The organism is Stenotrophomonas sp. YJH_SMC_21, assembly GCF_059369555.1.
The window spans coordinates 1-13,905 of sequence record NZ_JCAFSU010000022.1 but is presented as its reverse complement, the minus strand read 5'-3'; the positions used below and the strand labels follow the sequence as shown (position 1 = coordinate 13,905).

Genomic DNA, 13,905 nt, shown 5'->3' with positions numbered 1-13,905 from the left:
GTGCCGGCCGCTGGCCGGCACATCCCTGCAACAGCCAACACATCGCTCTGGTGGGTGCCAACCTTGGTTGGCACGAACCCACAGCGCCGACCAAGGTCGGCATCTACCAACACCGGTTGCCGGCCAGCGGCCGGCACTACCGGAGGGTGTTCAGCGCTTGTACTTCGGCACGAATACCTTGTTCACCGCGTCGGCCAGCTGGTCCGGCGGCAGCAGGCCCTGGTCGAGCAGGAAGTTGTTGAACGCCAGGCGGTCGAACTTCGCACCCAGCGCCAGTTCCGTCTGCATGCGCAGTTCCAGGATGCGGGTGTAGCCGTAGAAGTAGCTACCGGCCTGGCCCGGCATCCGCACCATGTAGCGGTCCAGTTCCTGGGTGGCCATCGCCTTGGACAGGCCGACCTGCTCCATCAGCACGCGCTCGCCGTTGGCACGGTCGGTCAGGCCGAGGTTGAGCATCGGGTCGAGCATCGCGCGCGCGGCGCGCAGCAGGCGGAACTGCAGGGCGATCATCTGCCCGTCCAGCGGCTCGTACGGCACCATCTCGGCTTCGGCGTACAGCGCCCAGCCTTCCACGTTCACCGAATTGAACGCGAACATGGTGCGTGCCAGCGACACACCACGCTCGACCATCGCGGTGAACTGCAGCTCGTGGCCGGGGCGGCCTTCATGCGCGCTCAGCGTCCATGCTGCCGCACCGAAGTTGAAGTCGTCGTACTGCGCGCCCGGGCCCGCTGCCGGGTTGCCCAGCGGCAGCACGAAGGTGCCCTGCTGCCCGGTGTTGTTGACCAGCGGGGCCGGCAGGAAGTGCGGGGCCGGGCTGGCCGCGCTCTCGGCGGCCGAGCCAAGGCGCATCTGCATGGCGCGCTTGGGCACGTCCACGATGGCGTGCTCGCGGATCAGCGGATCGATCGCATCGATCACCTTGCGGTAGTGGCCTTCCAGATGATCGTCGGCGATCTTGTCGGCCTTCAGCGCGCGGATCACCGCCACCGGATCGCTCGGGTCGGCCACCTTCAGCCCCTTGTCCTTCACCACCAGCGGTGCCAGCTGCTGCATCGCCGAGCGGGTTTCCATGAACTCCAGCTGTGCGCGCTGCATCAGCAGCTTCGGGTCGATGTCGATGCCGACCTGCTTGAGCTGGTAGGCGTACAACGGCGCCGGCAGGCGTGCGTCGGCACGTGCCTTCGGCAGTACCTCCTTGCGGGTCCAGGCGGCGTAGTCCTTCATCTGCCCGGCCAGCGCCTTCATTGCTTCATCGGCGCCGGCAATCTGGTACTTCTTCAGCAGCGACTCGATACCGGTGATGTAGGTCTCGACGTTGTCCAGCGACTGCTGCACTTCAATCTTCGTCGGCTGCAACAGGCTGCTGTCCTTCAGCCGTTCCTCGTAGCGCTGGCGCGCCAGCGTGGTGAAGGCGGTGCCGCCCGGCTGCAGGCCGGCATAGGCCTTGAGGCGGTCGACCGCCTTGGCCCGGCGCTCGGCCGGCACCTGGTCGGACAGCAGCAGGTTGAGGCCGCTGAACACGGTCTGCGGCGCATCGCTCCACGGCAGCAGGTACTTCTCGTTGAGCTCGCTGCCTTCGATGTTCTGGCTGGCGGCGTGGATCATGATTTCCAAGTCCTGGCGGACATTGGGATCCTTCTCGACGGCCAGCTTTGCCTTCAGTTCGTCACGTGCCTTGGCCATGGCAGCGCGGTAGCGCTTGCCGTTGTCCGGGCCGAGATCGGCCACCTTGTCGTCGTAGCCGGGCACGCCGAAGAAGCCGGTTTCCTCCGGCTGGAACGGGCCCTGGGCGTCCAGCAGAATCTGCGCCAGCGCATTGCTGCGGGCGACCCAGGCCGGGCTGGCCGGGGTGGCGGCCTTGGCGGAGGGTGCCGCCAGCGCCGGTGGTGCGGACAGCAGCGGTGCGGCAGTCAGGGCCAGGGCAACGGCGAGCGCAATCGGCTTCATGGGACACTCCAGCAAAGGGTTGCCCGCACCCTACGCGCTCACGGCGATGGCGACAATCGGCGGGAAGTCATGGCGGGCTGGTTGTGCAGCCGGGCTCCGCGGAAACCTGGCGGGAGTAGAGTCGATTGTCAGTCGACCATCGCGCGCAGCGCGGGGGTTTTCGCTGTCTGATCGAAGAGCAGTCGACTGACAGTCGACTCTACCCGGTCGACCCTACCCGGTCGACTCTACCCAGTCGACGTCCCGCAGTCGCCTGCGCCCGGAGGTCAGAGCACGGCGGTCAGCGGGCATTCGCCGCGATCACGGCAGGCCTTCAGCTCACACTCCTGCGCGGCCTCGTCGTCATCCAGCGCCGTCAGGTCGAAGGTCTGCTTGTCCTCGCCCAACACGTACATCACCGGGTAGTCCCACACGTCATCGCGACGGGTACCCTGCACGAACAACCGCCCGTGCGCATGCGGTCCTTCGAGGGCTACGGTCAGGCCGACATCACGCTGGCCGTTGATCGCAGTCTGCATGCTGCCCAGCGGCATCGACTCGATGTTCAACGGCTCACCGAACGCTTCCACCAGTTCAATACTGCAGCCCGCCCGCCGCAGCGCCTCGCGCATCGGCGGGCTCTCGCGTGCCGCCTCGCTCCAGCGCAGCACGCTCCAGGTCACCACACCCCCTGCACCACCCAGCACCAGCACCACCGTCAACGGCATCGCCCAGCGCCAGTGGCGGCACCACCAACCGGCGGATGCCGGGTCATGGGCGGGAATCGGCGGTGGCAGGGTCATCGGCGGGCTCCTTCCCGTTGCTGGATCAGGGCTTGAGGCAACGTCCCAGGAAGGCTTCGGCCACGCGGTAGCGATGCAGGGCATCGGCGCCGGACAGGCCATGCTTGGCACCCGGGTAGGTCATCAGCTCGAACGGCTGTGCACGCTTCTGCAACGCGCTCATCAGGCTGGTCGAATTGGTGAACAACACGTTGTCGTCGGCCATGCCGTGGATCAGCAGCAGCGGCGAGCGCAGGCCATCGATATGGGTCAGCACGCGCGCTTCGCGGTAACCCGCTTCATTGCGCGCCGGCAGGTCCATGTAGCGTTCGGTGTAATGGCTGTCGTACAGGCCCCAGTCGGTCACCGGCGCACCGGCCACGCCACAGGCGTACTGGTTCGAAGCCTTGGCCAGCAGCATCAGGGTCATGTAGCCGCCGTTGGACCAGCCCTGCACGCCGATGCGCGCCGGGTCCACCCATGGCTGCTGCTTCAGCCAGGCCACGCCGCGCAGCTGGTCGGTCACTTCCACCGTGCCCTGCTTGCCATACAGCGCACCACCGAAGTCGCGGCCACGGCGCGGGGTGCCACGGTTGTCCAGCGAGAACACCACGTAGCCCTGCTGGGCCAGGTACTGGTTGAACAGGTGGTCGCCACGGCCGGGCCAGCTGTCGGTGACGGTCTGGCTGGCCGGGCCACCATAGACGTACACGGCCACCGGGTAGCGCTTGGACGGATCGAAGCCGGCCGGCTTGATCAGGCTGTAGTTCAGCGGGGTCTTGCCGTCGGCAGCCATCAACGTGCCGAACTCCACCGGGCGCTGCGCATCGCGGTAGCGCGCATACGGATGCTTGGGATCGGCCAGGTCGTTCTCGAGCAGGGTGGCGATCTTCTCGCCATTGGCGCGGAACAGTTCGATCTGCGGCGGCGTGGTGCTGTTGGACCAGCTGTCCACGTAGACGCTGGCGTTGCGGGCGAAGCTGGCGCTGTGCATGCCCGGCGCCTTCGACAGGCGCTGTGGCTCACCGCCCTGCAGCGACACCGCGTAGATCTGGCTTTCGCGCGAGGTCTCGATGCCGGCGCGGAAGTAGGCCTTGCCAGCCTTTTCATCGACCGCCAGCAGCTCGTCTACCGGCCAGTTGCCGTGGGTCAGCGCGGTGGCCTTGCCCTTGCTGTCGATGCGGTACAGGTGCTGGAAGCCGGTGCGCTCGGACGACCACAGCACGCTGCCGTCATCGAGGAAGCGCAGGCTGTTGTGCAGCGGCACCCAGGTCGGGCTGGTCTCGTGGGCGAGCACGCGCTGGCGGTTGGAATCGAGTGCCACTTCCACCAGGTCCAGCTGCCTCTGGTCACGCGACTGGCGCTGGAAGCTCAGGTGCTGCGCATCGCGCCAGTCCACGCGGGCCAGGTAGATGTCCTGTTCCTTGCCCAGATCGACCCAGCGCGGCTGCGCGCCGGAAGCCGGTGCGATCACGCCCAGCTGCACGCGCACGTTGGCGTCGCCGGCGGCCGGGTAACGCTGTTCGATCACATCGGTGCGGTCGGCGTAGACCTCGTAGCGCTTCTGCACCGGCACCGGTGCCTCGTCGATGCGGGCGAAGGCGATGGCCGAATCGTCCGGTGCCCACCAGTAGCCGGTGTGGCGGTCCATTTCTTCATCGGCGACGAACTCGGCAACGCCGTTGCCGATGGTGGTGCTGCCGTCGCGGGTCAGCTGCAGCTGCCTGCCGCTGGCCAGGTCGATCACCCACAGGTTGCGGCCGCGGATGAAGCTGACGAAGCCGCCCTTGGGCGACAGCTTGGCGTCGGTGGCGAAGCCTTCACCATGGGTCAGCTGGCGCACCGCCGCCTGGCCCTGCTGCTTGAGGTCGTACAGGTACAGCTCGCCGCCCAGCGGGAACAGCAGGCGCTGCGCGTCCGGCGACCACTGGTAATCGACGATGCCGGTCATCGCGGCGATGCGCTGGCGCTCGCGGCGGGCCTTCTCCTCGTCGCTGAGGGTCTCGGTGCCGGGCAGCACCACCTTGGAATCAACCAGCAACCGGGTCTGGCCACTGTCGATGTCGTAGGTCCACAGGTCCAGCTGGTTGCGGTCGCTGTCCTTGCCGCGCAGGAAGCTGACCTGCGAACCGTCGGGCGCCACCTTCGGCTTCATCAGGGTTGGGCCGGACAACGGCAACGGGCCGGTGATGGCTTCCAGGGTCAGCTTTTCAGCGTGGGCGGCGGTACTGGTGGCGAGCATGAGGGCGAGCGAAGCGAACAGGTGGCGCATGGAGGATCCCGGCAAACGGCAGGTCCGCCCCCGCGATGGACGCGGAGCGGTCGTCCCCCATCCTAACCAAGCCCGTGCGGGAAGGCAGCATGACCTTCTGCCCATGCCGCGGTGCTGGGGTCAGAGCCCTTCGCGCTGCAAAGGGATCCGACCCCGAGGCGGTCAGCGCTGGCCGAACAGGTGCTTGCGCTCTTCGTCGCTGAGCGGCTTGCCGGCGTTGGGGTTCACCTGCTGGCGCAGGGCATAGGCCCGCTGGGTGGCCGGGCGTGCGGCAATGGCTTCATGCCAGCGCTTGAGGTTCGGGAACGCGGTGAAATCCACCGGCAGCTTGTCGTAGGCGCCGATCCACGGGTAGCTGGCCATGTCGGCGATGGTGTACTCGTCGCCGGCCAGGAAGGCGTGCTGGGCCAGGCGCTTGTCCATCACCCCATGCAGGCGGCGCACTTCGTTGTCATAGCGCTCGATGGCATACGGCATCTTTTCAGGCGCGTATACGTTGAAGTGGCCCATCTGGCCGCTCATCGGGCCCAGGCCGGCCATCTGCCAGAACAGCCACTCCAGGGTGGTGACGCGGCCGCGGGGGTCGCTGGGCAGGAAGCGGCCGGTCTTCTCGGCCAGGTACAGCAGGATCGCGCCGGACTCGAACACGCTCTGGGGAGCACCGCCATCGGCCGGTGCCTGGTCGACGATGGCCGGCATCTTGTTGTTCGGCGAGATCGCCAGGAATTCCGGCTTGAACTGGTCGCCCGAGCCGATGTTGACCGGGTGGATGCGGTATTCCAGGCCGGTTTCTTCCAGCAGCAGGGTCACTTTGTGGCCGTTCGGGGTGGGCCAGTAATACAGGTCGATCATGGCGGCGGCTCGGGGTGCGGAAAGGAACCTGAAGTCTAGTGCGTGAGTTGGGTTGGCACCGTCATGGCGGGCCGGTAACCTCGCCTCTCCCCCGCAACGCAGCATCCCTCGCATGAGTGCAAACCGCCCGCCGCTCTCCCCCCTGTCCACGCTGATCTTCGCCTCACGCTGGCTGCAGCTGCCGCTGTACCTGGGCCTGATCGTGGCGCAGTGCGTCTACGTGTTCCTGTTCGGCAAGGAACTGTGGCACCTGATCTCGCACTCGGTGTCGATGGGCGAGCAGCAGATCATGCTGATCGTGCTGGGCCTGATCGACGTGGTGATGATCTCCAACCTGCTGGTGATGGTGATCGTCGGCGGCTACGAGACCTTCGTCTCGCGCCTGCGCCTGGAAGGCCACCCGGACCAGCCGGAATGGCTGAGCCACGTCAACGCCAGCGTGCTGAAGGTGAAGCTGGCGATGGCGATCATCGGCATCTCCTCGATCCATCTGCTGAAGACCTTCATCGCCAGCGGTGCGCTGGGCGGCATCCCGCTGTGCACGCCGGAGCAGATGAGCGTGGCCGCTGCCAACATCGGTGTCGCCCGCTGCTCGATGCTGACCCAGGATGGCGTGCTGTGGCAGACCATCATCCACTGCGTGTTCATCCTGTCGGCGATCGGCATCGCCTGGACCGACAAGCTGATGTCCAACAGCCACAGCAAGTCGCACGACAAGGCACACGACCACTGAGGTCGCCTCCACCAGCGGCTTGACCGCCGCTGCCCCATTCCGGCCACCGTCCCTTGTGCGCGGCGGTGGCCGGGATGCTAGATTGCACCCTCGCCGTTGCCGGCGGTGGCGTCGGGAAACGTCACCCTGCCGCGCCCGGACCGCAGGTCCCGGCCATGCGTATCAATGATTTACGTCACGTCGTCTTCTAGAGGGGAGCAGGATGTCGCACGTCTCAACGATCACCGCCGCGCGCCGGTGGCTGCCGGTTGCCCTGGCACTGGCACTGGCCGCCTGCTCGGGCAAGGAAGAATCCGCAGCGCCTGCTGCCGCCACGGCGCCTGCCGCTGCCGCACCCGCCGCACCGGCGGTTGCTGCCAAGGTGCAGTCCATGGGCACCGAGCAGCTGCGCGAGTCGGCCAGCCAGGCGCTGCGCGAGAACCGCATGTATGCACCGGCCGGCGACAACGCCATCGAGTACTACCTCGCCCTGCGTGACAAGACGCCGGACGACGCCTCGGTGAAGAGCGCACTGACCGACCTGCTGCCGTACACCCTGATCGCCGCCGAGCAACACCTGGGCCGCGAGGACTACACCGAAGCGCAGCGCCTGGTGGCACTGATCGAGAAGGTGGATGCATCCGCGCCGGCCCTGCCGCGCCTGAAGGACGGACTGGCCAAGGGCGTGCAGAACGCAGCCAAGCGCACCGAAGCGGAAGCCGAGAAGGCCAAGAAGGACGCCGAGGACCGCAGCAAGCAGCAGACCGAGCAGCAGCGCCTGAGCGAGCAGCGCGCCAAGGAAGCCGACGCCGCCAAGCAGATTGCCGCGCAGCAGGATGCCGCGCGCCGCGACAACGAGCGCCAGGAAGCCGAGCGCCAGGCCGCCGCCCGCCGCGAGGCCGAGCAGAAGCAGCAGCAGGCTGCCGCCCAGCAGGCCAGCGCCGCACGCCAGGCCGCCGCACCGGCAGCGCCCACCCTGCGCCCGGTCAGCACACCGGCGCCGCGCTATCCGGGCGAAGCGCTGCGTTCGGGAACCTCCGGCGAAGTGCTGGTGGAGATCACCGTCGGCACTGACGGCTCGGTGGTGAACGCTCGCGTGCTGCGCGCGACGCCGGGACGCGTGTTCGACCGTGAAGCCCTGAACGCGGTCAAGCGTTGGCGCTTCGAGCCGGTCAGCGCGCCGGTGACCACCCGCCGTACGCTGGTGTTCGCGCCGGGCAACAACTGAACGAAAAAGGGGACGGAGGGGATTAAGTCGTTTCTGCCCCTGCAATGACGCCAAGGCCCGGCATGTCCGGGCCTTGTCCGTTTCAGGCCACTCCATCGATCAGGTGTTGCAGTGCCGGATCGCGCGCCGTCAGCACCTGGAACAGGCCCAGCGCGTGCAGGCCCGGCAGCAGCGCACGCAGGTCGGCTTCCGCAGCGGAACGGGTGGCAACATCGCTGGCGGGATCCTGCCAGTCACGGACGCTGGCCAGGAAGGCGCCGACACTGCCCTTGCGCACGGTGAGGCCGTTCACCTGCACGTCGTTCTGATGGTCGGGGAGGATGTCGTGTGGCTGCATGGGGAAGCGCTCCGTTGAAGTGGGCCCCAGTGTCGGGGCCCGGAGGCGACGTTTCTGCCGTATAACTGCCAATCGATATGGCAGATCAGACAACCGCCGCATTGCTCGCCCCCGCGCTGGCCGATGCCACCGATGGACCGTCGGTGCTGGCGGCCCGGCTGCACCAGCTCGGCAAGCGTCGCACGGCCCGCCACCGACATGCGCGTGGGCAGCTGCTGGGTGCGTACCAGGGGCTGCTGCGGATCGCCGCCGACGACCTGCACTGGCTGCTGCCCGCAGGTCACGTCGCCTGGATACCGCCGTTGCTGCCCCACGCGCTGCTGGGCGCAGACGGGTTCAATGGCTGGAGCCTGTACTTCAACGCGGAGGCCTGCCTGGGTCTGCCCGCCACACCACGCATCTTCCAGCCCAATGCGCTGCTGCAGGCGGCGACAGCACGTGCGCTGCAATGGCCCCATGCGCCACTGGATGCTGCGCAGGCACGCCTGGCCGGCGTGATCGCCGATGAGATTGCCGCCAGCACGCCGCTGCCGCTGGCCCTGCCACAACCGCGTGACCGGCGCCTGGGCCGGATCGCCGCCGCGCTGGCTCGCGCGCCGCACGACAACCGCAGCGTCGAGGACTGGGCCGCCAGCAGTGGCCTGTCCGGCCGCAGCCTGGCCCGCCACTGGCTGGCCGAGACCGGCATGACGCTGAGCCAGTGGCGGCAACGCCTGCGGGTGCTGCTGGCGCTGCCACGCCTGCTGTCCGGCGAGCCGGTGATCAGCGTCGCGCTGTCGATGGGGTACGACACGCCCAGCGCCTTCATCGCCGTGTTCAAGCGCGAGATGGGGGTGACGCCTGCGCGGTATGGAAAAGGGGACGGAGGGGATTAAGTCGCTTCTGCCCTCCCCCACGCCATCTCGCGGCATCGCCTGATGCCCTTCAAGGTCACGGAGGCGGCAGTCTGATGAATTCTTGAAGCCCCGAACTGCCATGCCTCGACAAGCACGCCTGATGTTGGCCGAACAGCCGTACCACGTAACCCAGCGCGGTGTGAACAAGGGGGCGATCTTCGTTGACGATATCGACCGTCAGCTGTTTCTGCACCTGTTGCACAGCGCGTTCCTGAAGCATCAGGTCGCACTGCATGCCTACGTATTGATGGGCAATCACGTTCATCTGTTGGCCACACCTTCCACGCGTGTTGGCTTGGCGAATGCGATGCGGATGCAGGGCAACAACTATGTCCAGGCGTTCAATCAGCGGCATCAGCGCAGCGGACCGCTCTGGCAGGGCCGCTTCCATTCTTCGATGGTGGACAGCGACGCCTATCTGCTCAGCGTCTATCGCTACATCGAACTCAATCCGGTTCGTGCAGGCATGACTGCCGCCCCGGAAGATCACCCATGGTCGAGCGTGCATGGAAACCTGCAGCGGCGCCACGATCCGATGCTGACGGAACATCCCGCATTCCAGGCGCTCGCCCAGACCCAGCGACAGCGGGGAATGCTCTATGCGGAGTTTCTGCAGGACATGAACGCGTCCGCTGACCTGCCGGCAATCCGTGCGCACAGTGCCGGGCAGCATCCGTTGGGAAATGCAGCCTACCTGCGAATGGTGGAACGGACGCTGGGTCGCCCCGTGATGCTGCGCAAGCGGGGGCGCCCTCAGAAGAAGGGGGCGGAGGGTTAGAAACGACTTAATCCCCTCCGTCCCCTTTTTGCGGTCAGCCGGAGATGGCCAGGCGCTCGTTGTGATAACGGCGCACGGCGGCGAACCACAACACGGCGGCCAGGCCGAGGCTGGCGCCGAGGTAGATGGCCCAGACCGCGGGTGTGATGGTCTCGTGGCGGATCACCTTCAGCAGCATCTGGTTCTGCGACAGGAACGGCACGGCGTACTGCCACAGCTGGCTTTTCACCGGGTAGGCGATCAGCGCATAGCCCGGCAGCATCGGCAGAAGCATCAACCAGGTCATGTGGCTCTGCGCTTCCTTCATGCTCTTGGCCGCTGCGGCCAGGAAGGTCAGCAGCGAGGTGCCGATCAGCAGCATCGGCAGCATCACCAGCAGCATCTGCACCATCGCCATGATGTTCATGTTGAGCTGGCGGCCAATGTTGCCGGGGGCGATCTGCGCGCTCACCTTGAACGCGGCCAGGGTCAACAGCAGCGACGCAAAGCCGACCATGCAGGCGGCGGCGATCTTGCCGCTGACAATGGCACTGCGCGACCCCGGCGTGGCCAGCAGCGGCTCCAGCGACTGCCGCTCACGCTCGCCGGCGGTGGTGTCCATTACCAGATAGGCACCACCGAGGAACGAGGTGAGGGTCAGCAGGATCGGCAACAACGCCGACAGCATCAGGCCACGCTTGGCTTCGGCACTGGCCATGTCCTGGCTGGCCACGTCCAGCGGCCGTGCGACCTGGGCGTCGATGCCCCGCGCCATCAGCCGCAGCGCCCCTACCTGGCCGTTGTACGTGGCCAACGCCGCCTGCAGGCGCGCAGTGGGCACCTCGGCGGCACGTCGTGTGCTGTCACTGATCACCTCCACCAGCGCCGGCTTGCCATCGGCCCAGTCCCTGCCGAAGTCCGGGCTGATGCGCAGCGCCACGTCGATGTCCTGCGAACGGATGGCCTCGGCCAGGTCCTTCGGCGCAGCAGCGGTATTCAGGCCCTGGGCAGCCAGGAAGCGCACCAGGTTCGGCGCATGTTCGGCGCCGATGGTGGGAATCTGCAGCGGCTGCTCGATCTGCGTGCGCACGCGGCTTTCGGACAGCTTGCCCATGCCCAGGATCAGCAGCGGGTACAGCAGCGGCCCGAACAGCAGGGTCAGCGCCAGCGTACGCCGGTCGCGCGACAGGTCACGCAGCTCCTTGCGCATCACCGTCATCAGGGTCGACATCATGCTCATGCGTGCAGGCCCTCTTCGCTGCCGATCAGTTTCACGAACGCATCCTCCAGGTTGGATTCGCCGGACTGCGCGCGCAGTTCATCGGCGCTGCCGGCGGCCATCACCGTGCCCTTGGCGATGATCACGATGTGATCGCACAGCGCAGCCACCTCCTGCATGATGTGGCTGGACAGGATCACGCAGCGGCCTTCTTCGCGCAGGCCCAGCAGGAAGCGGCGCAGTGCGCGGGTGGTCATCACGTCCAGGCCGTTGGTCGGTTCATCGAGAATGACGTTGCGCGGGTCGTGCACCAGTGCGCGGGCGATCGCGGTCTTGGTGCGCTGGCCCTGCGAGAAGCCATCGGTCTGGCGGTCGAGGATGTCCCCCATGTCCAGCGCGTGCGACAGCACCTCGATGCGCTCGCGGATGCGCTCGGCCGACAGGCCATGCAGTTCGCCGAAGTAGGCGATGTTCTCACGCGCGGTCAGGCGCTTGTAGACGCCACGCGCGTCGGGCAGCACGCCGAGATGGCGACGCACTTCCACCGGATTGCGCGCAGCATCGACACCATCGACGCTGATGCTGCCCTGGTCGGGGGTCATCAGCGTGTACAGCATGCGCATGGTGGTGGTCTTGCCGGCACCATTGGGCCCCAGCAGGCCGGTGATGCGGCCATCCTCGGCGCGGAAGCCGACGTTGGACACGGCCTGGATACGGCCGGTGCGGGTGTCGAAGGCCTTGTGCAGGTTGTCGGCGACGATCATGGTTCCCATCCGTTGAACGAGGTGAACGCCGGCACGTAGCTCAGCGTGTCCAGGCAGCCGGCATCCAGCGCCTTGGCATCGGTCGTGTCGATGAACTGGCCAAGCAGGCGCGGCATGCAGCCGGCGGTCAGCGTGCCGTGGCCCTGGCCACGGGCAACCAGCGCGCGTCCATTGGGCAGGCCCTTGAGGACCTGCTCGGCATAGCGCGGCGGGGTCACCGGGTCCAGTTCACCAGACAACAGCAGCGCCGGTACGTCACTGCGCAGCGGCACGGCATTGGCTGCCGGTGCCGGCCGGTGCGGCCATGCCGGGCAGGCGGCAAAGAAGGAACTTGCCACGTCGTTGCCGAACAGGCGCCCGGGATCCTCGGCCGGCGCCTGGTAGCGCGGCGCGTCTTCGCTGCAGATCACCGACCAGTGCATGCCACGGTTGATCTGGAAATCCATGCTGCGGTTCGCACCGCGCGCCAACGAGGCGAGCGGCGCGTAGCGGCCGTGCGCGGCTTCATCAAGAACCAGCGGCAGCAATGAGGCGTACTGGGGTACGTAGGAAAACGCAAACGCCAGGCCCACCACGCTGTCCGGTGTCAGCACATCCTTGCGGGTGTCGTAGGTGCCGGGATCGCGATACTCGACCGGAACCGGTGCACGGCGCAGGGTCTCGACCACGCTACGCAGCTGCGCACGGGTATCGGTCGGGAAGCGCCTGCTGCAGGCAGCGTCCTTGCGGCACTGCGCCGACTGCAGGGCGATCGCGTCTTCGAACGTTCTGGCGAAATCGCCGCCCACCACCAGCTCATTCGGCACCACGCCATCGATGACGATGCTGCGGGTGTGCTGTGGATATGTACCCGCATAGCGCTGGGCCACGCGGGTGCCGTAGGACGCACCGATCAGATTGACCCGGTCCACGCCCAAGGCCTGGCGGACCGCGTCCAGGTCGGCAATGGCTTCGGTGGTGGTGTAGAAACGTGCGTCCGCACGTCCCTGCAGGGAAGCCGCGCATCGCTGGGCATAGTCGCGCAGCAAGGCCTCGGAGGGCGCCGCGTCCTCGTCCATCGGCAGTTCCTTTCCGTCCGCGCCGAGGCAGCTGAGCGGGTTGGAGCCGCCGGTGCCGCGCTGGTCGACCAGGAAGATGTCCCGCTGCTTGCGCACCTGGCGCAGCGCGGTATCGACGATGACGGCCACTTCGCTGGCGGCCTGGCCGGGGCCACCGGCCAGGAAGAACACCGGGTCAGGCTGGCTGGAGCCGCTGCTGCCCGATTCCAGCCAGGCGATGCGCAGGCCGATGCGCCGGCCAGCGGGCTGGGCCCGGTCCTCCGGCACCTGCAGGGTGGCGCACTGCGCTTCCACGTTGGCACTGGCACCTACCGTGGACAGCGTGCAGGGCTGGAAGTCGATCGTGCCGAAACGGCGGCTGGGTGCATCGCTGGCGCCTTCGGCGCCGGGTGACGGTGACTGGCTGCATCCGGCAAGCATCAGGCTGGCCAACACTGCGGCCAACGCGAGGTGGTGTCTTTGCATCGTGCTCGTTTCCCCTGGAGGACGTTCCTGGCAACCACGACGGGCTGCCGCGGAAGATGTGACTCAACTTACACGGGCACGGCGTCGTCGGCGATGGGCAGACGCGAAATCTCCGCAGGCGTGGCGCAGGCCAGGCGATCGCGGCCGGCGGCCTTGGCCCGGTACAGCGCCGCGTCTGCCGCTGCCAGCAGCGTGGACAGCTCGCCCTGGCCGTGGTCCATCGCCGGGCCGATGCTGGCAGTGAACGTCACCGCCCCGGTGGCCAGTCGCGCCAGCTTCTGCTGCAGAGCGGTACGGATCGCCGCAGCCCGCGCCATCGCTTCCGCCTGCGTGCTGCCGGCCAGCACCAGCACGAACTCCTCGCCACCGTAGCGGCCCAGCAGCGTCTCATGGCCCTGCAAACCGTGCTGCATCAACGCAGCGAAGTGGCGCAGTACCTCGTCTCCGGCCAGATGGCCCCAGCGATGCAGAGCAGGAAGCCAAGCACGCTGAGGTGAAGTGACCCCCGGGAGTTGGACGTCAGATCCAACCCCGAGGGATACATGAACAGATATGACGCACGTTTCAAACTGCAGGTCGCCAAAGAGGCCTGCAAGACCTCCACATCGGTCAAAGCCATTGCCCGTCGCCACGG

At 67.2% G+C, this 13,905-nt stretch carries 14 protein-coding genes; 5 read left to right on the top strand and 9 right to left on the bottom strand.

Features of this window, described 5'->3' with window-relative positions:
- Positions 1-150: 150 nt before the first annotated feature.
- From AC5P67_RS19180 to AC5P67_RS19165, 4 genes are all read right to left on the bottom strand, one after another.
- Entirely contained in the window at positions 151-1,950 is a 1,800-nt protein-coding gene (locus AC5P67_RS19180; RefSeq protein WP_005411550.1) for a DUF885 domain-containing protein, read from the bottom strand.
- A gap of 266 nt (positions 1,951-2,216) precedes the next feature.
- On the bottom strand, positions 2,217-2,732 hold the full coding sequence (locus AC5P67_RS19175) for a cytochrome c oxidase assembly factor Coa1 family protein (protein ID WP_088912421.1): 516 nt from the start codon (positions 2,730-2,732) through the stop codon (positions 2,217-2,219).
- 25 nt (positions 2,733-2,757) lie between these two features.
- Positions 2,758-4,983: a S9 family peptidase gene (locus AC5P67_RS19170; protein WP_076739704.1), complete on the bottom strand. Its 2,226-nt coding sequence runs from the start codon at positions 4,981-4,983 to the stop codon at positions 2,758-2,760.
- Between the two features lie 162 nt (positions 4,984-5,145).
- Positions 5,146-5,835: a glutathione binding-like protein gene (locus AC5P67_RS19165; protein WP_076739703.1), complete on the bottom strand. Its 690-nt coding sequence runs from the start codon at positions 5,833-5,835 to the stop codon at positions 5,146-5,148.
- A gap of 112 nt (positions 5,836-5,947) precedes the next feature.
- Here AC5P67_RS19165 and AC5P67_RS19160 point away from each other — a divergent pair, with 112 nt between their 5' ends.
- Together AC5P67_RS19160 and AC5P67_RS19155 are read left to right on the top strand one after the other, a co-directional pair.
- Entirely contained in the window at positions 5,948-6,568 is a 621-nt protein-coding gene (locus tag AC5P67_RS19160) for a TIGR00645 family protein (RefSeq protein WP_005411554.1), read from the top strand.
- A gap of 202 nt (positions 6,569-6,770) precedes the next feature.
- Positions 6,771-7,775, top strand: coding sequence for an energy transducer TonB (locus tag AC5P67_RS19155; protein WP_005414830.1), 1,005 nt, complete (start codon positions 6,771-6,773; stop codon positions 7,773-7,775).
- Positions 7,776-7,857: 82 nt separating this feature from the next.
- Here the strand turns inward: AC5P67_RS19155 and AC5P67_RS19150 are convergent, their stop codons facing one another.
- A complete protein-coding gene (locus AC5P67_RS19150; protein WP_059035827.1) occupies positions 7,858-8,112 on the bottom strand; it encodes a hypothetical protein in 255 nt (84 codons plus the stop codon).
- A gap of 77 nt (positions 8,113-8,189) precedes the next feature.
- Between AC5P67_RS19150 and AC5P67_RS19145 the strand changes: the two genes are divergently transcribed.
- A complete protein-coding gene (locus AC5P67_RS19145) occupies positions 8,190-8,987 on the top strand; it encodes a helix-turn-helix domain-containing protein (protein ID WP_076739702.1) in 798 nt (265 codons plus the stop codon).
- 100 nt (positions 8,988-9,087) lie between these two features.
- Positions 9,088-9,786: a transposase gene (locus AC5P67_RS19140; protein ID WP_012481563.1), complete on the top strand. Its 699-nt coding sequence runs from the start codon at positions 9,088-9,090 to the stop codon at positions 9,784-9,786.
- Positions 9,787-9,820: 34 nt separating this feature from the next.
- Here the strand turns inward: AC5P67_RS19140 and AC5P67_RS19135 are convergent, their stop codons facing one another.
- The 4 genes from AC5P67_RS19135 to AC5P67_RS19120 form a co-directional block, all read right to left on the bottom strand.
- Positions 9,821-11,005, bottom strand: coding sequence for an ABC transporter permease (locus AC5P67_RS19135; RefSeq protein WP_012481564.1), 1,185 nt, complete (start codon positions 11,003-11,005; stop codon positions 9,821-9,823).
- The gene (locus AC5P67_RS19130) at positions 11,002-11,748 is read right to left on the bottom strand and encodes an ABC transporter ATP-binding protein (protein WP_005411560.1); all 747 of its coding nucleotides are present in this window, start codon (positions 11,746-11,748) and stop codon (positions 11,002-11,004) included. Before AC5P67_RS19130 ends, AC5P67_RS19135 begins: the two co-directional genes overlap by 4 nt.
- A complete protein-coding gene (locus AC5P67_RS19125) occupies positions 11,745-13,271 on the bottom strand; it encodes an alpha/beta hydrolase (RefSeq protein ID WP_059035833.1) in 1,527 nt (508 codons plus the stop codon). The genes AC5P67_RS19130 and AC5P67_RS19125 overlap by 4 nt, the downstream gene beginning before the upstream one ends.
- A gap of 68 nt (positions 13,272-13,339) precedes the next feature.
- The gene (locus AC5P67_RS19120; RefSeq protein WP_258009715.1) at positions 13,340-13,723 is read right to left on the bottom strand and encodes a diguanylate cyclase; all 384 of its coding nucleotides are present in this window, start codon (positions 13,721-13,723) and stop codon (positions 13,340-13,342) included.
- A 90-nt stretch (positions 13,724-13,813) separates the two neighbouring features.
- Here AC5P67_RS19120 and AC5P67_RS19115 point away from each other — a divergent pair.
- A partial coding sequence (locus AC5P67_RS19115) for a transposase (protein ID WP_305099592.1) occupies positions 13,814-13,905 on the top strand: 92 nt, incomplete at its 3' end.